General features: G+C 51.2%; 24 protein-coding genes. 15 read left to right on the top strand and 9 right to left on the bottom strand.

Going from position 1 to position 24,593, the window contains the following annotated elements; all coding sequences use genetic code 11:
- The first annotated feature begins 83 nt into the window (after positions 1–83).
- From ICL55_RS29730 to ICL55_RS29675, 12 genes are all read left to right on the top strand, one after another.
- Complete coding sequence (locus tag ICL55_RS29730; protein ID WP_188104563.1) at positions 84–2,492, top strand: TonB-dependent receptor; 2,409 nt, start codon at positions 84–86, stop codon at positions 2,490–2,492.
- Positions 2,493–2,512: 20 nt separating this feature from the next.
- Positions 2,513–3,220 carry a hypothetical protein gene (locus tag ICL55_RS29725; RefSeq protein ID WP_188104561.1) on the top strand — a complete coding sequence of 236 codons (708 nt, stop codon included), beginning with the start codon at positions 2,513–2,515 and terminating at the stop codon, positions 3,218–3,220.
- A gap of 5 nt (positions 3,221–3,225) precedes the next feature.
- Entirely contained in the window at positions 3,226–4,431 is a 1,206-nt protein-coding gene (locus tag ICL55_RS29720) for a PepSY-associated TM helix domain-containing protein (RefSeq protein WP_188104558.1), read from the top strand.
- Positions 4,432–4,487: 56 nt separating this feature from the next.
- Positions 4,488–5,147 (top strand): response regulator transcription factor, encoded by a 660-nt coding sequence (locus ICL55_RS29715; RefSeq protein WP_188104556.1) that lies wholly within the window; start codon positions 4,488–4,490, stop codon positions 5,145–5,147.
- Positions 5,148–5,529: 382 nt separating this feature from the next.
- Complete coding sequence (locus ICL55_RS29710) at positions 5,530–6,849, top strand: lysine N(6)-hydroxylase/L-ornithine N(5)-oxygenase family protein (RefSeq protein ID WP_188104554.1); 1,320 nt, start codon at positions 5,530–5,532, stop codon at positions 6,847–6,849.
- 1 nt (position 6,850) lies between these two features.
- Entirely contained in the window at positions 6,851–8,023 is a 1,173-nt protein-coding gene (locus tag ICL55_RS29705) for an MFS transporter (protein ID WP_223151641.1), read from the top strand.
- 3 nt (positions 8,024–8,026) lie between these two features.
- Positions 8,027–8,602 carry a GNAT family N-acetyltransferase gene (locus ICL55_RS29700; protein WP_188104552.1) on the top strand — a complete coding sequence of 192 codons (576 nt, stop codon included), beginning with the start codon at positions 8,027–8,029 and terminating at the stop codon, positions 8,600–8,602.
- A 5-nt stretch (positions 8,603–8,607) separates the two neighbouring features.
- Entirely contained in the window at positions 8,608–10,464 is a 1,857-nt protein-coding gene (locus ICL55_RS29695) for an IucA/IucC family protein (RefSeq protein ID WP_246496703.1), read from the top strand.
- Positions 10,461–11,066, top strand: a complete 606-nt coding sequence (locus ICL55_RS29690; protein WP_188104550.1) for a nitroreductase family protein — start codon at positions 10,461–10,463, stop codon at positions 11,064–11,066. Before ICL55_RS29695 ends, ICL55_RS29690 begins: the two co-directional genes overlap by 4 nt.
- Positions 11,067–11,093: 27 nt before the next feature.
- Positions 11,094–12,053, top strand: a complete 960-nt coding sequence (locus ICL55_RS29685) for a sterol desaturase family protein (protein WP_223151640.1) — start codon at positions 11,094–11,096, stop codon at positions 12,051–12,053.
- Entirely contained in the window at positions 12,050–13,165 is a 1,116-nt protein-coding gene (locus tag ICL55_RS29680) for a Fe(II)-2OG oxygenase family protein (RefSeq protein WP_188104548.1), read from the top strand. The genes ICL55_RS29685 and ICL55_RS29680 overlap by 4 nt, the downstream gene beginning before the upstream one ends.
- A 24-nt stretch (positions 13,166–13,189) precedes the next feature.
- The gene (locus ICL55_RS29675; protein WP_188104545.1) at positions 13,190–14,701 is read left to right on the top strand and encodes a pyridoxal phosphate-dependent decarboxylase family protein; all 1,512 of its coding nucleotides are present in this window, start codon (positions 13,190–13,192) and stop codon (positions 14,699–14,701) included.
- 54 nt (positions 14,702–14,755) lie between these two features.
- On the opposite strand, the gene ICL55_RS29670 is transcribed toward ICL55_RS29675, so the two are convergent.
- Entirely contained in the window at positions 14,756–15,895 is a 1,140-nt protein-coding gene (locus ICL55_RS29670; protein WP_188104544.1) for a hypothetical protein, read from the bottom strand.
- Between the two features lie 188 nt (positions 15,896–16,083).
- On the opposite strand from ICL55_RS29670, the gene ICL55_RS29665 reads away from it, so the two are divergent.
- Entirely contained in the window at positions 16,084–16,725 is a 642-nt protein-coding gene (locus tag ICL55_RS29665) for an NADPH-dependent F420 reductase (protein ID WP_188104541.1), read from the top strand.
- A gap of 131 nt (positions 16,726–16,856) precedes the next feature.
- Here ICL55_RS29665 and ICL55_RS29660 read toward each other — a convergent pair whose 3' ends face one another.
- From ICL55_RS29660 to ICL55_RS29625, 8 genes are all read right to left on the bottom strand, one after another.
- Positions 16,857–17,261 carry a DoxX family protein gene (locus tag ICL55_RS29660; RefSeq protein WP_188104539.1) on the bottom strand — a complete coding sequence of 135 codons (405 nt, stop codon included), beginning with the start codon at positions 17,259–17,261 and terminating at the stop codon, positions 16,857–16,859.
- A gap of 37 nt (positions 17,262–17,298) precedes the next feature.
- Positions 17,299–18,297 carry an alpha/beta fold hydrolase gene (locus ICL55_RS29655; protein WP_188104536.1) on the bottom strand — a complete coding sequence of 333 codons (999 nt, stop codon included), beginning with the start codon at positions 18,295–18,297 and terminating at the stop codon, positions 17,299–17,301.
- Between the two features lie 3 nt (positions 18,298–18,300).
- Positions 18,301–18,732 carry a hypothetical protein gene (locus ICL55_RS29650; RefSeq protein ID WP_188104534.1) on the bottom strand — a complete coding sequence of 144 codons (432 nt, stop codon included), beginning with the start codon at positions 18,730–18,732 and terminating at the stop codon, positions 18,301–18,303.
- Entirely contained in the window at positions 18,729–19,700 is a 972-nt protein-coding gene (locus ICL55_RS29645; RefSeq protein WP_188104532.1) for a heme-binding domain-containing protein, read from the bottom strand. The genes ICL55_RS29650 and ICL55_RS29645 overlap by 4 nt, the downstream gene beginning before the upstream one ends.
- A gap of 124 nt (positions 19,701–19,824) precedes the next feature.
- Positions 19,825–20,601 (bottom strand): DUF1223 domain-containing protein, encoded by a 777-nt coding sequence (locus ICL55_RS29640; RefSeq protein ID WP_188104530.1) that lies wholly within the window; start codon positions 20,599–20,601, stop codon positions 19,825–19,827.
- A 79-nt stretch (positions 20,602–20,680) separates the two neighbouring features.
- On the bottom strand, positions 20,681–21,454 hold the full coding sequence (locus ICL55_RS29635) for an alpha/beta hydrolase (RefSeq protein WP_188104528.1): 774 nt from the start codon (positions 21,452–21,454) through the stop codon (positions 20,681–20,683).
- 1 nt (position 21,455) lies between these two features.
- Complete coding sequence (locus ICL55_RS29630) at positions 21,456–21,887, bottom strand: organic hydroperoxide resistance protein (RefSeq protein ID WP_223151639.1); 432 nt, start codon at positions 21,885–21,887, stop codon at positions 21,456–21,458.
- Positions 21,888–21,929: 42 nt separating this feature from the next.
- A complete protein-coding gene (locus tag ICL55_RS29625; protein ID WP_188104526.1) occupies positions 21,930–22,397 on the bottom strand; it encodes a protein-disulfide reductase DsbD domain-containing protein in 468 nt (155 codons plus the stop codon).
- Between the two features lie 283 nt (positions 22,398–22,680).
- Between ICL55_RS29625 and ICL55_RS29620 the strand changes: the two genes are divergently transcribed.
- Together ICL55_RS29620 and ICL55_RS29615 are read left to right on the top strand one after the other, a co-directional pair.
- On the top strand, positions 22,681–23,730 hold the full coding sequence (locus ICL55_RS29620; RefSeq protein WP_223151638.1) for a sensor histidine kinase: 1,050 nt from the start codon (positions 22,681–22,683) through the stop codon (positions 23,728–23,730).
- Positions 23,711–24,472: a LytR/AlgR family response regulator transcription factor gene (locus ICL55_RS29615; protein WP_188104524.1), complete on the top strand. Its 762-nt coding sequence runs from the start codon at positions 23,711–23,713 to the stop codon at positions 24,470–24,472. The genes ICL55_RS29620 and ICL55_RS29615 overlap by 20 nt, the downstream gene beginning before the upstream one ends.
- Positions 24,473–24,593: the final 121 nt, after the last annotated feature.

Below are 24,593 nucleotides of genomic sequence, written 5' to 3'. Positions count from 1 at the left end.
GATTGCGAAAATCAATTTCCCGATGGCGTAACTATACCGGGATAAGCAGCCCCTACTTTTGCACGCAAAATGTAAAAGATATCATGGAGCCATACTATCTGCGAATCCCGGTGAAACGCTTGACCATACTGTTAGTATTCCTGTTCGCTTTGTGCGGACAGGCCGCAGCAGACGATATTTTGTCTGCTATCAAAGGAAAAGTCCTTACGTCAGACGGGTTACCTGCACCATATGTTACCGTTAGAATACAACACTCCAATCATGGCGCCCTGACCGATGCCAATGGCGATTTTGTTATAAAGCGGGTTAAACCCGGCAAATATACCCTGGTAGTGTCCCTTGTCGGATATGACAATGTATTGCAGGACGTGGAAGTGGAAACAGATAAGATCACCCAGGCCTCCATTACGTTAGGTGCTTCCGGTCAACAGATGAAAGAAGTGACCGTTGTAGGAGAATATAATAAATATACCGTCCTCACCCCATCCAACTCCCTGCGCCTGAATACGCCCCTGGTAGAAATACCGCAGAGCATCGCGGAAGTCTCCAGGGAAGTGCTGGGAGACCAGCAGATATTTAATATGCACGAAGGCGTTACCCGCAATGTCAGCGGCGCTTCCCGGCTGGGCCACTGGGACATGTATTCCAATATCCAGATTCGTGGCTCCCGCGCCAGCTCCCTCCGTAACGGCATGAACGTCTATATCAGCTCCTGGAGCCCGCTCACGGAAGATATGAGCATGGTAGACAGGATTGAGTTCGTGAAAGGCCCTGCCGGCTTTATGATGTCCAACGGAGAACCCGGTGGTATGTATAACGTCGTCACCAAAAAACCTACCGGCATCAATCAGGGAGAAGTAACGTTGTCCCTCGGCAGTTATGATAACTATCGCACCACGCTGGACCTCGACGGTAAGCTGTCTAAAAACGGTAAACTGCTGTACCGCCTTAACTTCGCCGGCGAACTGAAAAACGGCTGGCGCGATTTCGATTATACCAACCGCTACAGCATCGCCCCGGTAGTCAAATACCTGGTAGACGAGAAAAATACCGTCACGCTGGAATACAATCTCCAGTATATGCAGCTGCCGGTGATTGGCGGTAACTATTCCTTCTCTAAACGCGGCTACGGCGACCTGCCGATGAACTTCACCACCATAGAAGGTAATATGGACCCCACCAAAATCAGCGATAACAGCATCATGGCTTTTTATGAGCACAAGTTCAATCCCGACTGGAAGCTGACGGCGCAGTTTGGCTATTTCCATTACAAACAAACCGGCCAGAGCATGTGGCCTTCCGGTTTCTCCACCAAAGGCAATGACAGCCTGCTGCAACGTAATATGAATATCTGGGATGCACTGGGCCTTAATAAAACGGCACAGATATTTGTGAACGGTACCCTTCGCACCGGCGCGCTGACGCACAACATCCTCGGCGGCGTAGACATGAAATACAGTAACTATTACGCCGATTGGGCACAGGGGGCTGCTTTCGGTGATTCTACCTTCAATATCTATAAACCTAAGCACGGTGGCATCGTACAGCCTAAATGGGACCGCTCTGCGGATATCCGTACCCGTGGGGTGCAATATAACTATGGTTACAGCGCGTTTTATCTGCAGGACCAGATCGGCTTTTTTGAAGACCGCCTGCGTGTGACGTTGGCCGGTCGCTATACTACCAACAACGTGGTGAGCCCTTATGATGGCACCAATAAAGACAGCAAATTCACGCCCCGCTTTGGCGTCAGTTACTCTTTCGACAGAAACAGTTCCATATACGGCGTTTATGACGTGAGCTTCATTCAGAATCCGGGACTGGACTGGGAGAAGAAACCATTCGATCCCATGACCGGCGACAATATTGAGTTTGGTATCAAACGTGATTGGTTCAAAGGCCGCTTTACCTCCACGCTGGCCGTATACCAGATCACCAAAAACAATGTGCTGACCACCGATCTGGACCACCCCGATCCGGTTACCAAAAATTTCATTTACAGCCGCCAGAATGGCCAGCAACGTATCAAAGGACTGGAAGTGGACCTCCAGGGAGAAGTGGTGAAAGGCCTGAATGTAGTGGTGAACTACGCTTACACCGATGGCATTGTATCCAAAGATGCCAAACCTGAATTAAAGGGCAACTATGTACCGGGTATCGCCAAACATATTCAGAATACCTGGCTGACTTACACAATTGGCGACGGTGTGCTGAAAGGACTCCGCGCCAATGTGGGCTATCAGTACCAGATGGGGCGCGTAGCGGGGCAGGTATATGATAAAAGTGAAAACTTCCTGCCTGACTATTTCCGGATGGATGCCGGCCTTGGATATACCGTCCATAAATTCAGCGTGAATGTGCTGGTTAATAATGTGCTGAATAAATACCTGTTCACCGGTGCGCCCTCCGCAGATGGTTACGGCAATAAAATCTATTACTGGCAAACAGAACCCGGCCGCAACGTGCGGATGAGCGTTGGTTATCGTTTCTAAACTTAAACCTGGATATAAATATGAAAAAGTTATTGTTCTCTGCTTTATTATGCTGCTGCATGGCCACAGCGTTCGGGCATGCCCTCTGGATAGAAACTATTGTAAACGGTAAGAAAGGACAGGCGCAGGAAGTGAAAGTGTTCCTCGGTGAATATGCTGAAAACGAACGCGACTCCACACAAAACTGGTTCAGCAACATGCGGGATTTTAAACTCTGGCTCATTGATCCTTCCGGAAAAAAACAACAGCTGGAATGCACGCCGGCAGGCAACCATTTCAAAGCTACTTTTACCCCGCAGGCTGATGGCGCTTATGTACTGTACATCGATCATACGGTGCAGGAGGTATATAGCGGCAGCAAAATCCGCTACTATGCGCAGGGCGTTGTGCAGGTAAATCACGCCAAAGGTTTGGACAACCTGAAACAGAACGATTTTGTATTGCTCACCGGTGGTGCGGCCCCCAAAAAAATCAATGTGCCGGAAAAAGTTTCCCTGCTGCATAAAAGCAAAACCACCCTGCCCAAAGCAGAGCTGGTGGTGCAGTCTCCCGATGGCTGGACCAAAAAAGTAAAAGGCACGCAGGATGCTTTCTCCTATGTACCGGTTTGGAACGGCAGATACCTGCTGGAAGGTACTTTTACCGAAGAGGAAAAAGGAGAACATGAAGGAAAACCTTATGAGCGTGTATGGCATTGCGTTACCTATTGTAAGGATGTAACTAAATAATCCATATGCCCCTAAAAAAGACTATCCTGAAAATACATCGCTGGCTCGGACTTACGTCCGGGCTGGTTGTTTTTATACTGGGCATCACCGGATGTATCTATGCATTCATTGATGAACTGAAGCCGATGGTGTACCGGCAGCGAATGTTTGTAGAGGTGCCTGCCGGTAAGCAACGTTTGCCCATGAACGTTATCATGGAAAACGCGCAGGCGGCGGTAGGGAGCGGGTATAAATTACAACTGGCGGAAGTGCCGACCGGGGCAGACCGGAGCGTGTCGTTCCGGACGCTGAAAGTAAACCCGGAAGCGCTGACGTACGCCGCCTACATGGAATATTTCTACCGGATATACGTAGACCCCTATACGGGAAAAGTATTGAAGATAGAAAATACCAAATGGGAATTTTTTAATACGGTAGTCAATCTGCATATCAATCTCTTACTCGGACCAAAGATCGGTGGTACCATCGTGAACTGGTCCGTGCTTATTTTTGTGGTGATGCTGGTATCGGGGATCGTGCTCTGGTGGCCGGCTAACAAAGCTGCCGCCAAACAGCGCTTCCGTTTCAAATGGAAAACGTCTACCAAATGGAAGCGCAAAAATTATGATCTGCACAACATCCTGGGATTTTATGCTATGATCATACTGCTGGTGATCTCCGTTACAGGGCTGGCGATTTCCTACCAGTGGGTCAGCAACGGCATACAATGGATCGCTAACGGCGGCAAATCTACGGTGTTGCCGGCGCCGGTGTTTTCAGACACTACTAACGTGAACGTATATTCGCTGGAGAAAATACTGGCAGATGCGGTGGTGAAGGCGCCGGAAGGGACTACTTTTTTTGTGAGTATCCCGAAGAATGACAAAGCAGCGGTGTCTGTGTTTGCCCGCAGAGACGGCAAGCCTTTGTACAAAGCCACGCGCATGCAGTACGACCAGCATGCGGGGACCATGCTTACCCGCCGCACCTTCGCGGACATGAGCGGAGGGGAACGGATCAACGCCATGAATTATGACATACATGTGGGCGCCGTATTGGGTATGCCGGGAAAGATACTGGCTTTTCTGGCCTCTCTCATCGCGGCTTCGCTGCCGGTCACCGGTTTTTACATCTGGTGGGGACGGCGAAACAAAAAACAGGCGACGCCACAGGTGAACAAAAACAGTCATCCTAAAAAAGTCCGGCAGCAACAACCGGTAACCCTGAAGTAACATTAACCATATATCTTCTGCGTCCAAACAGGTCATTGTAAAGTGTTATCAGCATAATGAACAGTACAGTAACGACCCGTATTATACTGGCGGATGCGCAACCTGTTTACAGAGAAGGGATCAAAAGTTTGTTAGCAGATCATCAAAATAACTATCAGATTGAAGAAGCAGGCAACAGTGAAGAGCTGCGGCCTGCTTTACTCACCTTTCAGCCGGACATCCTCATACTCGATTATGATCCGGCTTATTTTGATGCCGATGAACTGCTGCATACCTTGTCTGTTATTCCGGAATGTAAGGTGATACTCATTTCCAGCCAGAAAAAAAAAGTGGATATCTTCCGGCTGCTGGACAGTAACATATACTGTGTACTTACCAAGGACTGCAAAAAGAAAGATATCCATCAGGCTGTCTGTTGTGCCCTGCGGGGGGAGAAGTTCTTCTGTACTTTTGCCCTTGATTTGTTACTGGCCGACAGAAAGAAATCCCCTTCCATTACCTGTTGCCCTCCGGAAGGCTTATCCGCCAGGGAAACAGAAGTCATCCGTCAGATAGTAACCGGAAAGTCCAACAAGGAAATCGCCGGCGCCATGCACCTGAGCCAGCACACCATTCATACGCACCGCAGAAATATCATGCGGAAACTGCAGCTGCACTCTGCCGTGGAATTGTGCAACTATGCACTGGAAACCGGTATCATTAAACCAGAAACCTAAACGAGGCCATTTGCCTGGTGAAGAGGGCAAAGAGAATCGTTTCTTCTCGCAAAGGCGCAAAGCAGCAAAGAAACAAAGAAATTTCAGGCGGAGACCGAAGCGAATTTTTAAGCCCGCAAAGTGGCGAGATGGTGTTATACTATTAAGTATGTTATGCTGTCTCCCCACTTTGCGGGCTTAAAAATTCGCTTCGGTCTCCGCTCCTTTGCTGCTTTGCGCCTTTGCGAGAAAAAAATACACTGCAATACCCCCGCATCTTATACCACGATCAGGGTAACAAATCTACCATCCGCCTACCATTTTTTTACCAGCACCAGGCGATTGTCGTTGGGCTGCAACACTTGTACTTTTAACCCTCTGCTATCAATTAAATGAAAATTCTATGGACAAAAAGATCTATGACTTTGCGGCTGTTGGCGTGGGGCCTTTTAACCTCGGACTGGCTTGCCTCACCCATTCCATTCCGGACCTGAATGGCATTTTCCTCGACAAAAGACCTGCGTTCAACTGGCATCCCGGCATGCTGATGCAAGACACGACATTACAGGTGCCTTTCCTGGCAGACCATGTTACCCTCGCTGATCCTACCAATCCCTTCAGTTTTCTGAACTACCTTAAGGAACAGGGACGCATATACGCTTTCTATATCCGGGAGCAATTCAAAATGCTCCGCAATGAATACAACCAGTATTGCCAGTGGGCTATTCGCAAGTTACCGGAGGTCCACTTTAATACAGCGGTGAAGAACATTGAATACGACGAAGCGGCGCAGCTTTATCTGTTGCACGTGACCACCCCTGCTGATGACAAGCAGCTGGTTCGCGCGCGGAAACTGGTGCTGGGCACCGGTACTACGCCTTATGTGCCTGCCAGCTGCCGGGAACTGATGGGTAAAGCGGTGCATTCGGCCCACTACCTGCAACATAAGCATGCGTTGCAGTCGCAGCGCTCCATCACCATCGTTGGCAGTGGACAGAGTGCGGCAGAGATCTACTACGACCTGCTGCAGGACATCGATACCTACGGTTACTCACTGCACTGGATTACCCGTTCCCCGAGATTTTATCCGTTGGAATATAGTAAACTTACCCTGGAGATGACTTCCCCGGAGTATGTCGATTATTTTTACAATCTGCCGCAGACCAAACGCGATGAGCTGCTGTGTCGCCAGAAGCATCTGTACAAAGGCATCAACAACGATTTGATAGCTTCCATCTTCGATACCATTTATGCTAAAAAACTGGTAGCTGACATCGATATCTCTCTCCGCACCAATGCTGACCTGAGGGAAATTACCCATGACGACACGAATGGATTCCGGCTCACTTTCTTTCAGGAAGAGCAGGAGAAATACTACGCCCATCAGACTGCGGGGTTGGTGCTGGCCACGGGTTACACGCACCGTATTCCTGATTTTATGGGACCGGTGCTGCATAAAGTACAGCTGGATGAAAAAGGCCGCTTCGCCGTGAACCGTAACTATACCATCGATGCTGCCGGCTCTATTTTCGTACAGAACGCGGAACTGCATACCCATGGCTTCGTGACGCCCGACCTGGGTATGGGCTGCTACCGCAATGCCTGGATCATCCGCGAGATGCTGGGCCGTGAAGTGTATCCGATTGAACAGCGGATTGCCTTCCAGCAGTTTACCGTAGATGCGGATGAAGAAATTGTACCTGTACAACCCCACCTGATATAACATGCCGCTACGATTTTATCTGATAGGAATGACGCTGGTGGCGGTGGTCAGCGACTATATGATGCATCCGTTTTATCCGTTGTTCTTTGCTGCCAGGTTTGGTATAACCGATCCGCGGATCACGGGTGCCTATTTCAGTGCCGTGTGTGCTACCGTGATGGTGGCCTTTCCTATATGGGCCATGGTGTCCCGGCGTATCCCGGAACTGCGCATACTGGTATATACGCAGGTGATAGCGGGGGTACTGGCGGCATCCTGTGCGTTCATTACCCACTATGCATTGTTCTGGGTGGTATCGTTGAGCATCATCATTTTTAAGGGCAGTTATCTGCTGGTGTACCCGTTCATTCTCCGCATCACGGCCACCGACAAACATGTGGGCGTGATCAGTGTCCTGTCAGTGATCATTCATCTGGGCAGTGTGCTGGGAGCGGTGTTTGGCGGTATGGTCATCGACTGGATGCAACCGCAGTATATCTATCTGGGCATGGCGGCGGGCGACTTTTTCCAGGCGGGACTGAGTGGCTGGCTGTTATTATCGCGGAAAGATATTCCCGGCCCGGTGGTAACGGAGCAGTCTACACGTAGCTGGGCAGAGTTGCTGCCTTCAGGGACGGTACTGCGATTGAGCGTGATCACGTTGTTTTTTTACTACGGCGATTTTATCATCCGGCCGTTTTTTGTCCGCTATTGGGAAACGGTATCTGCGGTGCAGCTACGGATCGTCTCTGGTGCGGTGTACGCTATTCCCGCTGCCGTGGCCGTATTCGCGCTCTGGATGAACCGGCGGCGTAAAGCACCTGATTCTCCCTGGCATGCTATATTACCGGCATTGTTGCTGGCGCTGGCGGGACTGCTGTTGCAGTCGTGGCCTTCAACGGGCGCCATCATCGCGGGCCGCTGCCTCTATGGCTGGGCATTTTTCCAGTCGGCCGTCCGGTTTGATGCATTGCTCTTTCACGTCAGCGACCCTGCATCCTATGCGGTGGAATACAGCAAGATCCATTTCTTTCAAAACCTGGGCGTGCTCACGGCATCATTTTCCGCCGGCGTACTGGTGGAGCATTATCCGCTGAATATACCGTTTGCGGTGGCTTTCGCCGGCTACCTGCTGGTGGCCGCCATGTACTACCAGCTGGCACGCCCGTATGTTCACCCTGTTAACCAGTCCTGATATATGAAGACAGTCAACGTAATACCGGCTTATATCGATGCTGACCACCCGCTGGGAATCATAGAACTATGGCCTATGGACCTGAAGCAGGACACCCCGGAAATCTATCGCTGGGTGACGCAGCCCTACGCGCACTACTGGGGGATGACGGCCAAAACGTACGAGGAAGTACTGGCGGAATATACCACCATCCATCATAACGCATACGCCTATGCGCTGATTGGGAAGATCAACGGGAAGACCGCCTTCCTCTGCGAATGTTACGACCCGGTGCATGATCTTATCGGCCGTTACTATGAACCCGAAGATGGCGATATCGGCATGCATATACTGATTGGGCCGCCGGAGAAACCGATCCATGGCTTCACCTGGCAGGTGTTCTCCATCGTGATGGACTACTTATTTGAAAATCCGTCACACAACAGGGTAGTGGTGGAACCAGATGCCCGCAATGAAAAAATCCATCGTCTCAATAAAAAGGCGGGCTTCACCTACGTGAAGGAGGTGGAGCTACCGCACAAAACCGCTGCCCTGGCCTTCTGTACCAGACAGCAATATTTTCAGGCAAAAGAAAAATAACACATATGTATACGAACGACACTATCATGAATTCCCCCGAAACAATCGTGGACCATCTGCAACCAGCCTTCTGGGCAAAGGCCAACAGACTCCACGTAGCGAAGATCATCAGCGAGTTTGCCCATGAGCTGTTGCTGCAGCCCGAATGGATCAGCGACGACCAGGAATGGTCACAGTACCGGCTATACGCGCCCGATGCGGACCAGACCACTTACTTTTTCCGGGCGCGGCTGCTCAGCCTCCAACATTGGTCCATCGATGCAGACAGTATCCGGAAAGTATGCGGCAGCCGGGAAATGCCGCTGGACAGCATTTTATTCATACAGGAATTCCAAAGCCTGTTAAATATCAGCCGGGAGAATATCCCGGCCTACCTGGAAGAAATTACCAGCACCCTTAACGGCAGCGCCTATATGATGAGCCGGCCGCAGTTGCCCATGGATACGCTGGTACGGTCTGATTACCAGACGCTGGAACATGCCATGACGTCCGGACATCCCTGCTTCGTGGCCAATAACGGCCGCATTGGCTTTGATGCCAACGACTACCGGCAATACGCTCCCGAAGCAGACCAGCCTATCCGGCTGATATGGCTGGCCGGACATAAAAGCCGCACCGCCTACAGCGCGGTGGAGGAGCTGCCCTATCAGCAACTCATTGCCGCTGAACTGGGGCACGACGTACTGTCTCTCTTTAACAAAAAGCTGACAGACAGCGGGCTTTCACCGGATGATTACTTCTTTATACCGGTACATCCCTGGCAGTGGTTCAATAAGCTGGCCATCATCTGTGCACCGGACCTGGCCAATCAGCACCTGCTATGCCTTGGCTACAGCCCCGATCAATTTAATGCACAACAGTCTATTCGTACGTTTTATAATATCAGTCACCCGGAGAAACACTATACGAAAACAGCGCTCTCCATCCTGAATATGGGCTTTGTACGCGGACTGACACCGTATTACATGGACAGCACGCCGCCTATCACCGAATGGATACGCAAGTACGTGGGCGAAGATCCTTACCTGAAACAGAACGGGTTTACGCTGCTGTGCGAAGTGGCCACTGTGGGATACAGAAACCTGTACTACGAGCCTTTCGGTAAACAGGTGGCTTATAACAAAATGTTGGCGGGCCTGTGGCGCGAAAGTCCGGTGAAGGTGCTGCAACCCGGTCAGCAGCTGATGACGATGGCCGCCCTGCTGCATACCGATTTTCAGGGCAATGCCTTGTTGCCCGCCCTGATCGCCGCTTCGGGGCTCTCCATTCATGACTGGCTGGAACATTACCTGCGCGCCTATCTGACGCCGCTGTTGCACTGCTTCTATGAGCACGATCTCGTGTTTATGCCACACGGTGAAAACCTCATCCTGGTGCTGGAAAACCAGGTGCCGGTAAAAGCCATCATGAAGGACATCACCGAAGAGATCGGCGTATTCCGCATGAACACCGACATTGCCGAAAAAGGAAGACGTATATGCGTCACCGTGCCGGAAGAGTTACGGATACTGAGCATCCTCACTGACGTGTTCGACTGTTTCTTCCGTTTCCTCGCTAACATACTGGTAACGAAATGCAATTACCGCGAGGAAGATTTCTGGCAACAGGTGGCTGCCTGCGTATATGCGTACCAGGATGATCAGCCGCAGCATGCCGCTAAGTTTGAACAGTACGACCTGTTTGCGCCGGAGTTCATCCTGTCGTGCCTGAACCGGCTACAGTTGCGTAACAACCGGCAGATGGTGGACCTCGCCGATCCGGCGGGAAGTCTCCAGCTGGCAGGCATGTTACAGAACCCGATAGCGCCGTTTAAACGTGCCTCCACGGTCTCCGCAGCACTGGTCAACACCGTTGGCCAATGATCATGTGGAAAGAGAAAGATGATGTCCGGCAGCAGGTGCTGACGGACATCATCCGCCGCAGAAGGAGCATTTATGCCGATGACTATCTGGATGTGCCCATACCGGAAGAGCTGATCCGGGAGATACTGACCAACGCCACGTGGGCGCCGACGTATAAAATGACGCAGCCCTGGCGCTTCATCGTGTTGCAGGACAGCCAGCGCGCGCCTTTCGGGGAGTACCTGGCCGACTACTACCGGCAACGGCTATCCGCAGAGGAATGGCCGCACAGCAGGCATGAGCGCGCGAGATCGTACCCGCTGAAAGCTCCTTGCATCATCGTCATTGTGCTGTGCCGTAACGGGAAGATCGATATAAAAGAATGGGAAGAGATGGCCGCTGTGTGTTGTGCGGTGCAGAACATGGCGCTCACCTGCGAGGCATTTGACATCGGCGCTTACTGGGACAGCTGCGATGCTTGTGTGGCCTATGCCCGCGAACACTGGCTTGATGAAAACGAACAATGTCTCGGATTCTTTTACATGGGTTATTACGACCGGCAAAAGTACCACAGCGCCAAAAGGCGCACCCATATTGACAAAAAAACGACCTGGCTCTATTGATTTTTTGACCCGCTTAATGACTATGCTATGGAAACTGTTCTTCCGCTGCTGCTGCAAAAAATGCAGGGCGTATTCGGATACATCGTGCTGGGCCTGGTGGTGCTGGAATGGGTCATCCTGGTGATCTCCAAAAAAATGGAAAGCAACCGCGAAGGATGGGTGAACGTGATCTCCTACGTACTGGACAGCTTCCCGTATTTTTTCCTCGGTAAGTTCGTCGTTTTCGGTACCATGATGTGGATATACGAATACCGCTTCTTTACACTGGGTTACGCCTGGTACATATGGATACTCGCTTATCTGGTATACGACTTCATGTTCTGGCTCGTGCACTACCTGGGACACAAAGTCCGCTTCTTCTGGTGTATCCACGGGGTACATCACACCGCCGAAGAAATGAAGCTCACGGTGGCGGTCCGCGGTTCTTTCCTGGGAATTTTGCATATACCCCTCACCGTTATAGCGCTGCCCGTCCTGGGATTTGACCCTTTTATGATCTTCATCTGTGAAGCCATCGCGCGGTTGTATGGCCTCTATGAACATGTGAACGACCACTTCGATGACATCGTCGGAAAACAGCGATGGCTGGAGTTTTTATTCATTACCCCTTCGGTGCACCGCGTACATCACGCTAAAAATCATATCTATCTGGACAGAAATTACGGAGAAACATTTTCCATATGGGACAGGATCTTCGGCACATTTCAGACAGAGATCAATCTGGTGAAACCGGTATACGGGATACTGAACGATAAGATCAGCGGTAAAAACCTGTTGCAGGTGCAGCTGCAGTTGTGGCGTGACCTGTGGACAGACGTAATACAGGCGCCCGGACTGAAAAATAAACTGAAATACATCATCATGCCTCCGGGCTGGAACCATATCAACGGCGGCAAGATGGCTGCCGCATACCGCGCAGAAGGCTGGAAAGTCCTGCGGGAAGAGAAGAAGAAAAAATTAGTCGCCCAATTAAACCCTTCAGCATGAAAAACATCACAGTGACAACACCCGATAGCTTCCGGGATGTGTGGCAGGAGACTTCCGTACCGCCGCCATCCGCGCCACTCATCGTGGACATTACCGCACGGGAATCTACCGCTATGTATTATATAGGCCGGCAACTGATCAGGGAGTACGGCAGTTACGAAAATCCGGCATTCATGGCCACACTGCACCTGAATGCCTATCAGCTGTTGCCCGAACGCATTGCCCGGATACTGAGCCAGTTCGGGACCGATTATTCCGCCGGTCAGTATGGGGCCATTGTTTTCAGGGGATTGATACAGGTAGATCAGGAAGACCTGGGCAAAACGCCTTCCAGCTGGAAAGAAGCGGACTATGAGAAACTGAAAGCCTATGGTTTTATCAGTAGCCTGATGCATGGCGCTGTGCCCAGTAAGCCGGTCCAATATTACGCCCAGCGCAAAGGTGGTGGCCTGATGCACGCCATCATCCCGGATGAGAAAATGAGCCATACACAGACGGGCAGCGGTTCCCGTACGGATCTGTTTGTACATACGGAAGATGCCTTTCTCTTTCATCAGGCCGATTTCCTGAGTTTTTTGTTTATCCGCAATGAAGAAAAAGTGCCTTCTACTTTATACTCTGTCCGTTCACATGGCGCCACCGACGAGATCATGCGGCCCTTGTTCCGGCCGCTGTACAAGTGCCCGAAAGACGCGAACTACGGGAAGGACACCGCCGCAGGAGAGGTGAGCACCGCCGTGCTGTATGGCAATGAAACCTATCCTTTCATCCGCTTCGATGCCGCCGAGCAAATCCATAATCCGGATGCCGGTCAGTGCGCGGAGGCCATGCATTACCTCGAAGAGTTCTGGAAAGTGGCCAGAACACATATCTACAATGATTTCGTGCCCGAAGCCGGAGACCTCATCTTCGTCAACAACCATCTTTGCGCACATGGCAGAAATGCTTTCGTGGCCGGTTATAGAGAAGAAAAAGGCGTGCTGGTGCCCTGCGAACGCAGAATGATGCTTCGCATGATGAGCAAAACCAGTCTCATTAACATCCGCGCCGTCACGAAAACAACAGACCCTTATTTTATCATGGAAGAGCATTACGGCAATATCTTCCGCTAAATCATCTCCCGAAAAAAATATGATATGCATACAGACCAGACTACCGTTGCTGCTCCCGTTCAGCAAACCGGCAGAAGCAACAAATTACTGAAAGACATCTTCTGTGAAGAGACATCTGCGGAATACCATCAGGCGCTGGAGAAGGCGCGAACGGCCGTGGAAGATTTCCTGCATCATACCAAACAGCCTTTTACCGGCGTGCGCCCGGCAGACATGCGGGAAGCGGTGTACAGCGTAGACCTGACCAGTCCGCTTACCAGCTACGACGACCTGCTGGCGGAAGTCAACGAGCTGTATATCCGCCATGCTACCGCTTTTCACCTGCCGCAGTACATCGCACACCTGAATTGTCCGGTGGTGATACCGGCGCTGGCGGCGGAAGTGATCATCAGTGCCATCAATTCCTCGCAGGATACGTACGACCAGAGCGCCGGCGGCACCTTCATGGAAAGAAGGCTGATCGACTGGACAGCTCACGAGATAGGCTATACGAACGCTGACGGCGTTTTTACCGGCGGTGGTTCACAATCCAATCTGATGGGGCTGTTGCTCGCCAGAGATCATTTTGCCAGGCAGGTGTTGTGCCATAACATCAAGCTCGACGGTCTGCCTTCACAGGCTGGTCGCTTCAGAATATTTGTATCCGACAAAGCCCATTTCAGCAACGACAAAAACGCCTCGCTGCTGGGGCTGGGAGAACAGGCGATCGTGCGGGTGAAAACGGATAGCCGTTTCCGTATGGACGCCGAGGCCCTGAAAGAGGCGCTGGACTGGCAACTGGGTCTCGGTAATATTCCGATAGCAGTGGTGGCCACCGCCGGGACGACTGATTTCGGCAACATCGACCCGTTGCAGGCCATTGCGGCCATAGCGACGGAATATCAGGTATGGATGCACGTAGATGCCGCATATGGTTGTGGCTTACTGCTGTCCGGCAAATATCGTCATCTGCTGAACGGTATAGAGCAGGCCGATTCCGTGACGATCGACTATCACAAGTCTTTCTTTCAGCCTATCAGCAGCAGCGCGTTTCTGGTGAAGGACAAGGCCACGCTGCAGCTGGTGCGGCATCATGCCGACTACCTCAACCCGGCAGAGCAGGATGACGAAGAGCTGCCGGCGCAAATCAATAAATCGATCACGCAGAGCACGCGCCGCTTTGATGCCCTGAAACTCTGGTGTACGCTGCGGCTGATGGGAAAACAAAAGCTGGGCATCTATACGGACATGATCATTGACACGGCGGCAGCTACGGCTGCTTTGTTGCAGCAGGACCCGGAGTTTGACCTGCTGAGCAGCTCCGACCTGGGCGTACTGGTATTTCGTTTCCGGCCGATGGGCTTGAATACGGACCTGTCTGCGCTGAATCTACGCATCAAACAATCGTTGTTCTTTGACGGAACTTATATCCTGGCCAGTACCAGGGTGGCGGGGAATTTTTACCTGAAGTTTACGATACTGAACCCCTTGACTACGCTGGCGCATATACGGGAAATTCTGGCGGCCATTAAAGCGAAGGGATATAGTTTGTTGTAGGTGTTGATATGCCTGTCCCGGTGCTCACTGCCCCGGGACAGGTTATTGGGCCGGTTATTTTACGGTGATGCCGGCTGCGGCCCAATACTTTTGGGGAAACCATATCTTTCCGGATTGCGGATCTACCGCAAATTCCGCATCGGTGTCCCGGATATAAACGGAGTGTTCTTTCGCGTTCCAGGTGATACCGCTGGACGTTTCAAATATCACTTTCACCTCGGTAGCACTTTGTTTCAGTACAAACTGATGATTGCCGTTGACAGATTTCTCCACAGCGAATACCGGGTAGATGATAGTCGGCTCAGGTCTGTTTTTGGACGGGAGCCCCATCGGCGGTACGGCGCTGGCTTCATCATACTGCGATAATTTTATTTTCATGATGTCGGAGGCTATCTCTTCCAGTTGTTCTTTCTGCGCATTTTTCAACTCAAACTTTTTGACAAGTTTCATGGTCGAGTCGTATAAACTATGGGTGTGGTCTGTACTGAAAATGATGGCATAGAAGTTAGAACGCCGGCGAGTGCCATCATGGATTATTTTCTCCACCCTGCCGGATATATTTTCATCCTTGTTTTTGTACAGTGGAAGATAGGTTTTATATAATCCTTTCATGACAGGTTTTAATGTTTCATCATTGGCGGCAATGACTGCGTAATCATCAAAGCCCTGCGGTGGTATCTTCATGGGCGGGGGCGGCAGCGGTGGTGGCGGCAGCAGTTTCCCGTTGCTTTTTACCGGTTTGGCAGGTGGCGGCATGGGCGCAGGCATCGCCTTTGCGTAAGATTTAGCGACAATATATTTCCCTTCACTGATAAAATCTGTATAATCTTCTTTCAGCAGAATGATTTTACCATCTTCTTCGCTGCGGAGGTACTTTTTGTTTGTTTCCGTAACGAGCGTATAAGGCACGTTGTTGACCACGGCCTCGCCGGGATTGATATAGGCAAACGGCAGGATCTTTCCGGTGGTGGTGTTCACAATCAGGTCTTTCACATCGTCGTCGAAATTATACAACGCGAATTCTTTTCCCGAACGGAACTGCTCACAAAACTTGTGAATGGGTTTAACCAGTTCATTGCCCAGGGTGTCTGTAACACCGAATTTTTTGTCCACGCGGAACGGGTGGTACTTGTTTTGGGCAAACGTGGTGCTGCTGACTGCCAGCAGCAGCGCAGTGGTCAGTAGTTTTTGCATGCTCTTGTATGTTGTGGATATTGAATGGTGTAAATGATTGGGTTAAACAATTGACCGCGAAAATAGGGATTTTCCGGCTACGAATAGCGGATGTTTCTTTGTTTTAAATTGATTATTTTCGTTTCTTTGTTTAACCATCTCTGCCTGCTGTAAGCGCTGTTAGCATCTCTCACCCAAAAAAACATCTTATGAAAATTGGCATCATTGGCTCCGGCGCCGTAGGGCAGACCTTAGCCAAAGGGTTTAAGCAGGAAGGCCATACCGTTACCCTCGGCACCCGCGATACTTCCAAACCGGAAGTGGTCCAGTTCAACAAAGAGACCGGTATTGCCGTAGCAGATTTCGAGACCACGGCGAAGACCGCTGAGTTGATCGTACTCTCCACCAAAGGTACCGTAGCGGCCGACGCCCTCCGGCTGGCAGGCATCGCTAACCTTGATAAGAAGATCGTGATCGATACCACTAATCCGCTGGCGGAGAAAGGGCCGGACCATGGGGTGCTGCACTTTTTTACCTCCCTGGATTTTTCGTTGATGGAACAGCTGCAGCAGCTGGTGCCGGCGGCCAGGTTTGTAAAAGCATTTAATTCCGTAGGCAATGCGTCGATGTATAAACCGCAGTTTAAAGAAGGCACCCCGACCATGTTTATCTGCGGTAACGATGAGGAGGCTAAGAAAACCGTGACCGGCCTGTTGACCAGCTTTGGCTGGGAAACGGAAGACATGGGCACCGCAGAGGCAGCACGGGCCATTGAGCCGCTGTGTATCCTGTGGTGTATTCCCGGGTTCCTGCGTAACAGCTGGTCGCATGCGTTTAAGTTGCTGAGATAGTCATCCTGCGGAAAGATATAACCGAAGGATATACGACATTTCATAGAGGAGGAAGATAATGACCACATTAAAAAAACAAAGCCAGGCAGATAAACATGCCTGGCTTTCGCACTTTAAAGAAACCCCGATCATCATGATACCATTGCAGGCGCTACTGTCGCATAATTGGCGGGATACAGCCTCCGGAACATCAGGTAAGCGGCAGACAATACCGTGAAAGCGATGATGGCGTCTACGGTGGCCGGGAAGCCCAGCACGCTTATTTTGGAAAAGAACGCGAAGGTGATATCGAAGAACATGCCGGCAAATACCCATTCTTTTAACCGCAGGAATTTGTGGGGGATTAACAGGGTGATGACACCGGCGATTTTAAATACACCGAGGATATAAATGAAATGCGGAGGATAACCTAACTGTTGGGTAATGCCCCATACGATGGGATTTCCGGTCAATTCAAAGAAACCGCTTGCACCAAACCAGAGTGACATGAAAATAGTGGCGGACCAATAGATGATAGTAGCTGTTTTTGTGTTCATTTTTTTTAAGTTTTAGTAAGATGAAAAGGAGATGTGTTTATTCTGCTAAATGTCCTGCCTCTATGATAGCCGCTGTAAAGGCTTCGGGAGCTTCGGCGGGCAGGTTGTGGCCTACGCCTCCCGTGATGGTATGATGCACGTATTTCCCTTTGAACTTGGCAGCATAGGCTGCCGGGTCGGGATGCGGTGCGCCGTTGGCGTCGCCTTCGAGGGTCACCGCCGGTACGTTGATCACCGGGCCCTGTGCCAGTTTTTTTTCCAGCGCGTCGTATTGTTTTTCGCCGGTGGCCAGCCCCAGCCGCCAGCGGTAGTTGTGGACCACGATGGCTACGTGGTCCTGATTGTCGAAGGAGGCGGCGCTTTCGGCAAAGGTGCTGTCACTGAAATGCCACTGTGGAGAGGCTGTCTGCCAGATAAGTTTGTTGAACGCGCGGGTATTGGCCTGGTATCCTGCCTGTCCGCGTTCGGTGGCGAAGTAAAACTGGTACCACCAGGCCTGTTCGGCTTTCGGCGCTAAGGGCGCCTGATTGGCCTGCTGGCTGCCGATCAGGTAGCCGCTCACAGATACCAGCGCTTTGGTGCGCTCCGGCCATAAGGCCGCGATGATATCTGCTGTCCGCGCCCCCCAGTCAAATCCGCCAATAATGGCCTGCTTTATTTTCAGTGCGTCCATCAGGGCGATGATGTCTGCTGCAAAGGCCGACTGCTGACCGTTGCGCATGGTCTGCGCGGAAAGGAACTGTGTGCTGCCGTAACCACGCAGATAAGGTACAATCACGTGGTAACCTTTGCCAGCCAGTTGAGCAGCCACGGCGCTGTAACTGTGAATATCGTAAGGCCAGCCATGGAGCAGTACTACAGCCTGTCCGTTCGAGGGGCCGGCTTCAGCGTAACCTACATTCAGCACGCCTGCTTTGATTTGTTTGACAGTCCCGAAGGTGGCTACGCTGTCCGGCTGACCGGCGGCGGCGAATGCCGCTGTATGGCCGGCTATGATGAGCAGCGCTGCTGCGATGAGTTGTTGGATCGTTTTCATGATTTATGGTATTTGAACAGGTTTGTAAGTCATGATGTAAGCTATTCTTGCTGTCGGCGCCGCCGGGCGTTGCAATGTCCCGAAGTCAAGGTGATAAGTAACGGCGCCGCGGCTATCGGTCTGTATGCTTTCTATGCTCAGCAACTCACCGTTTATCTTGCCGCCGAAGTACTGCGGATTGTCGTGATAACGCCAGGTGACCAGTTTTATCATGGTGCCTGCTGTTGTCTGATGCTCGCTGCCGGCGAGTGACTGAAGGGCGCTGTCATTACCGTACAAGGCCGACATAGTTTCCTGTTTTGGATGCAGGGAAGAAGCGATGAACTTCAGACCACCTGGCTCAAATACAATACGGGACTGGCCGTTGGCGGGGCGCTCATTTTTGCAGGCGGTGAAAAATGCAGCGAGCAGTAGCAGGTAGAAGAGGCGGTTCATTTGGAAAGAATTTTTTCGGTTAAACTGGTGGGGTTTACTTTCATCGGCACATCGAAGAGGAAGCCGGTAGATGCTGCCAGTTGCCGGTGGCAGCTGATGCATGACTGCTGGGCAAACAGCGCGTCTTTTCCGGTAGGGACCAGCTTTTGTCCGCTGAACTTGGCGAATCCCCAGCCTTCTGTGGTCTTATATTTTTCGGCGTTCTTTTCCATGAACTGTGCGTTGACAAACTCACCGGGCCTGATTTCTCCGTCGGGCTGTTCCTCCTGTTTCCATACGGCTTTCACCACAATGGCGCCGTCAGGCCAGGGGAAGAAGTTTTCTTCACGTACCGCTTTCACCGCGATGTCATTGCCATAGATAACCCGGATGGAATGATCGAAGAGGGTGCTCATGCTGATGACCGTCCACTGTTTAAACGCATCGGTGTATTTCACGCCGTTAGGAGATACCGGGAATGCTTTGGGAACGGCGCCGGCGGCGGCTGGTGGCGTGCTGTGTGGCGCCTGGTTCCCGGAAAGGGATAAGGTGTATTTTTTCACCACTTCGATATCCTGCTCCGATACTTTCGCGCCCGGATGCAGTAGGAGATACTCGCGGAGCGGCATTTTGCCGGCCTGCATCATGTTCAGGATCGCGTACATTTTGCCGGTACGCTCGCCGGAAGACAGCTTGTCCCATTCAGACAAATTCATCACTTCCCGTGCGCGGTCCACATCCTTTTTTACCGCCCAGGAGGCCGGCGCCAGCTGATCGAACCAGCTCAGCTTTTGTTCGTTGGAGTGGCAGTTGTAGCAGGACCGCTGCAGGATGGCCAGTACAGCTGCCGGTGCTTCATCCATATGGCCGGTGACCGGTTTGGAGGCTATCGGCTGGTTAAACAACTGCAGGCCAATCAACACCGCTACGATAGCCGCCGGGATGATGTAAATGCGTTTTATGCGTTTTGTGTTTTTTGTCGTCTCCATGTGGATGGTTTTTTCCGTGTTTGATAGCTCAAAAGTAGGCCCCGCGCGGCCGGGAAGGAACCGGAAACTGGTGGGTTGGACATATTGAAGGCTGAATTAGACATTTCCAGCCTTTAACAGCCGCTTACCATACCAGTTTGGCCGCCTGTGTGATGGCGCCGGTGTTTTTATGTTGTACGAAAGCGATCACTTCCCAACCGTTTTTCCGGAAGTCGTCCGGTAAGGAAAGGGTTACTTCTCCCTCTTCTTTCAGCTCCTGTTGTTGCAACCGGCGAACGATCTGCACGTGGGTCAGCTGTTTGCCGGCATTCTCTCCGGCATTGACCTGCGAGCTGGCATTTTTCTGTACCAGCGCTACCAGGATGCGGGCTTTTTTGTTGGGCACGGCGCCGGAGTAGCTGATGGTAAGCTCGCTGTTGGCCTGTGCTGCCTTTAAAGACAGCGGCTGGGCATTGGTTTCCTGCAACGCGGCACTGATCGCTCCTAATACGGCGCCTTCTTCCGAGCCTACCATTTCGGTCCTGCCGTTAACGATCAGCTGCGGCGTGTAGATGTTGTTGAGGCGGAGCCAGGAAGCGTATTGTTTTTGTCTTTCTGTAAAATCAGCCTGACTGAAGCGGTCTTTCCATCCCTGATGGTCCCAGTAATCCACATGAAAGGCCATGATGTAAAGCTGCTGGTTGTTATTGCCTTTTTGCAGCTTCGCGATCAGCTCATCGGCCGGCGGGCAGCTCCAGCAACCTTCGGAGGTAAATAGTTCTACCACAGCAAACCCTTTGTCATGGCTGTCTTTCTGAATATTTTCTATCATGGTTTTGTGATTTGTATTGCTGAATGCCATCATGGCGATGAACATCAGCGGGAGGCCTATATACAAGGCGATTTCTTTAAAATATTTCATGATGAATCTGTTTTAAGAGGTGATGACAAAGGGTTTCAGGAGGGTCTTTCTTCCGGGGAAGAAAGACCCGTTGTGTGGTTTATCTGGAGGCTGCGATGATGACGTTAGCTACTTCTTTCGGATGAGAGACAAAGACCGCGTGGCTGGCGCCTTTGATCTCTGTGATGGCCGCGCCGGCGCGTTGGTACATGTTCCTGAGGATAATAGGATTGATGCTTTTGTCGGCGGTGGGCACAATGCCAAACGATGGTTTGCTGTGCCATGCGGCCGCCGTTACCGGGGTACCGAAAGAAGCCGCTGCGATGGGTTTCTGGGCATCCGCCATAAAGATGGCCTGTTCATACGGGAGGTCTGCCGCAAAACCTTGATGGAACTTTTCGCGGTCATAGTATACCAGTCCGTCTTTATCGGGCGGCAGGATACCATTTTCCGGCAGGGCAGGAGCGGTGCCGAGCCATTTCGTGGTGGCTTCACCGTTATCCGGCTGAAAAGCCGTTACATATACGAGGGAGGCTACTTTCGGATGTGCGCTGACTTCCGTGATCACGGTGCCGCCCCAGGAGTGGCCTACCAGTACGGCTGCGCCGTCCTGGCGGTCCAGCGCCTTTTTCACGACGGCGGCATCGTCCCGGAGGGAGGTCAGCGGAATCTGCGCAATGGTCACATGGTATCCTTTTTTGGTGAGGATGTCATAAACCCCTTTCCAGCCGGAACCGTCCACGAAGGCGCCATGTACGAGTACTACGTTTTTAACTTTTGAAGCGGTGTTTTGGGCGGAGGAGATGGTGGCGCTGAACAATACCGCGAGTATAGCGGAAAACAGCAGGCTGTTTTTTTTGCTGATGGTTTTCATATTAGATGATATGAGTAGTGACGTTGATGTTTCCTTTGATAGCTTTAGAGTAAGGGCAGGTTTGGTGGGCCAGGTCAACCAGCTGTTGGGCCAGTTCCGGCGCGATGCCGGGTAGCTGTACCTGCAGGCGGGCCTGTAAGAAGTAGGCGCCGTCGGTGGTGCCAAGGTCTACTTCGGCGTCTACCAGGGTGTCCTGAGGCAGGGTGGCGCCCAGCTTTTTAGCGGCCAGCCCCAGCGCCCCGATGTAGCAGGCAGACCATCCTGCGGCAAAAAGTTGTTCGGGGTTGGTGCCGGCGCCGCTGGTGCCGGGAGGAGACAGTAATATATCCAGTCTTCCGTCGTTGCTTTTAGCGCTCCCTTCTCTTCCGCCGGTGGTGCGGGTTTGGGCGGTATACAATACTTTCTCCATGGTTACGGTGTTGCTGTTGTTCATCGTTTTAAATTTTTAATAAGGGTGATGTGAATGTTTTTTTATTTATTTGATGTTGATGGTAAAGTGAATCGTTTCCGGAGGCAGGCATTGGCGGGGACTGCAAACCGTGAATTCGATGGTGCCCTTTACGGTGGCGGTTTTGCCGGTCAGTCTGACTTTCTGTTGAAACACCACTTCCTGTTCGAAATAGCTGATATCGGCGCCGAACAATTTTTCAAACCGGGTAATGGGTTCCGGCTGTTCAACGGTCCCCTCCGGGCGGTAAGATGCATCGGAGAGGAAGCTAAAGGTTAGTCGCACCGGACTGTTGGCGGGATTATGCAGGGCGTACAGATGCCATCCGTCTGCCAGGGTGGCCGTCATCAGCAGCACTGCCTCGTTGGTGGCCGTTTTCCTGACGGCATAGCGCCATTTAATGGGCTGCGCTGGCGACGTTGGTGTGGCAGCATAGCTGAATGCTGTTAAAAGGCTGGTCAGCAGCAGTAGCAGTGTGAAGGATATTTTTTTCATGTTGTTGATGAATGGTGTTATAGATTTGTTGCCCTGTCAATCCTGCGGTGAGCAACGATTACAGCACAAAGAGAACACAATGCGGAGCAAGCGCATAGTACAAACCTGTTGAATCCGGCATTCCGGCAGGTGAAATGGACAATAGCCACCCTGACGGTTTTCAGGCCGGAAAAGGGCAGGGAAGGAGGCCTGTCTGATTCAGGAGGAGGATTGTCTGACTCAGGGGCGGATATGTCTGATTCAGCCATTGAAAAGGCGGCTTTCCGGCCCGGGAACAATACATTTGCAACAGATCAATTATCAGGAAGTGAATACACAACAACAACCGGCATTTAAAATATCTAACCGGATTATATGGTTAAGCTCTGTCTCCCTGGGGATACTGACGGCCATTCCGAAGATAGCCGACCATCATTTTGTACTATATGAAGCACTGGTGGACGCCGCGGTCACCTCCGGGTTCTCCCTGCTGATATGGTATTATAACGTATATACGTTCCCGTCATATACGGCCAAAAACGCCGGTGGATTTGGCACCAAACGCCTGCTGCGTAATTTGCTGGTGGGGCTGGTCATCATGTTCGTATTATCCTGTATCCAGCAGTACCTGTTGTCTCACCTGAATTTCGGGCCGGTGATGCTGATGTTTGAAGTAAGAGGGATATTGATCAACCTGACGTTCTATATGTTTATTCACCTGTTGCACCAGAGTTACCTGAACCAGCAGGTATCGCTGGAGCTGGAACGTACCACCTCGGCCAATCTGTGGGCGCAGTACGAGCTGCTGAAGCAACAGGTGAACCCGCATTTCCTGTTCAACAGCCTGAATACCCTGAAATATATGGTGGAGAGCGACGACCGGCAGGCGGTCAACTTTATCCTGAAGCTGTCCGATTTTTACCGGTTTACGCTGGAAAGCCGGAAGCTGAACCTGATAAGGTTGTCAGAGGAAACAGAGATACTGGACTCCTATGTATATCTGCTGAAAGCCCGTTTTGAAAGCGGTTTTGAGCTGAAGAAAGAAATTGCGCCGGAAGTATATGCGTCGATGATTCCGCCTTTCACGTTGCAGCTGCTGATTGAAAACTGTATCAAACACAATATTGTTTCGGAGGAAAAGCCGTTGCATATTAACCTTTATTCCACTGCGGAGCATATTGTGGTGGAAAATAATATCCAGCTGAAACGGGTGCCGGAATCCTCGACGGGGATTGGGTTGGAGAATATCAGCCAGCGGTACCAGCACCTCCTGGACGGTGAAATGATCATCGATGTTACCGCCGAAAAGTTTATCGTTAAATTACCGATTATATATGAACGCCATCATCATTGAGGATGAAATCAAGGCCGCAAGGTCGTTGGAAAACCTGATTGTCAGGTTGCGCCCATCCATTCAGATACAGGCTAAGCTGCAGAGTGTGGAGGCGGCCATCGACTGGCTGTCGGACCACGACATGCCCGGTCTGATCTTTATGGACATCCAGCTGTCAGACGGATTGAGTTTTGATATATTCAAGTCCGTTACCATTACCTGCCCGGTCATATTCTGCACGGCCTACGGCGAATATGCGCTCGATGCCATCAAAGCCAATGGGGTGGACTATCTGCTGAAACCTTTCTCCGAAGAAGATCTGAAGACGGCCCTGGAGAAAGTGGAGAGTTTCCGCAATTTTTTCCAGCAAAATTCCGGTAATAATCTGGAAGATCTTATCCGCAAAATCAGTGTGGACGAAGGAAAGAAAAGTTTTCTTGTGTTTAAGAACAACAAGTACATGACGGTGCAAACCGATCAGATAGCGTATATCTATATTAAATACACGTCGCCGTCGATCGTTACTTTTAAGGGAGAAGAATATACCATTACCCAGTCGCTGGACCAGGTGCAGCAACAGTTATCGGCGAAGCAGTTTTACCGGTTGAACCGCCAGTATCTTATCAACTTTGCGGCTATACGGGAAGTGGAACATTATTTCGCGCGGAAGCTACTGGTAAACCTGCAGGTGGCTACTCCCGAAAAACTACTGATCGGAAAAGAGAAGACGGCTGTTTTCCTGCGCTGGCTGGAGGAAAGATAGGGTAAAGGGGGAAATATGATAAACAGATATCATACTATCTGGTTGGTAAAAGATATTGCGGGGAATTGATTTTTAATGTAAATTCACGGCAACATATCTTTAAACAACAATTGTATTAACC

This window comes from Chitinophaga varians (genome assembly GCF_014529945.1).
Lineage (GTDB): Bacteria > Bacteroidota > Bacteroidia > Chitinophagales > Chitinophagaceae > Chitinophaga > Chitinophaga varians.
The sequence above is the reverse complement of the archived record's forward strand: the minus strand, read 5'-3'. Positions and strand labels throughout refer to the sequence as shown.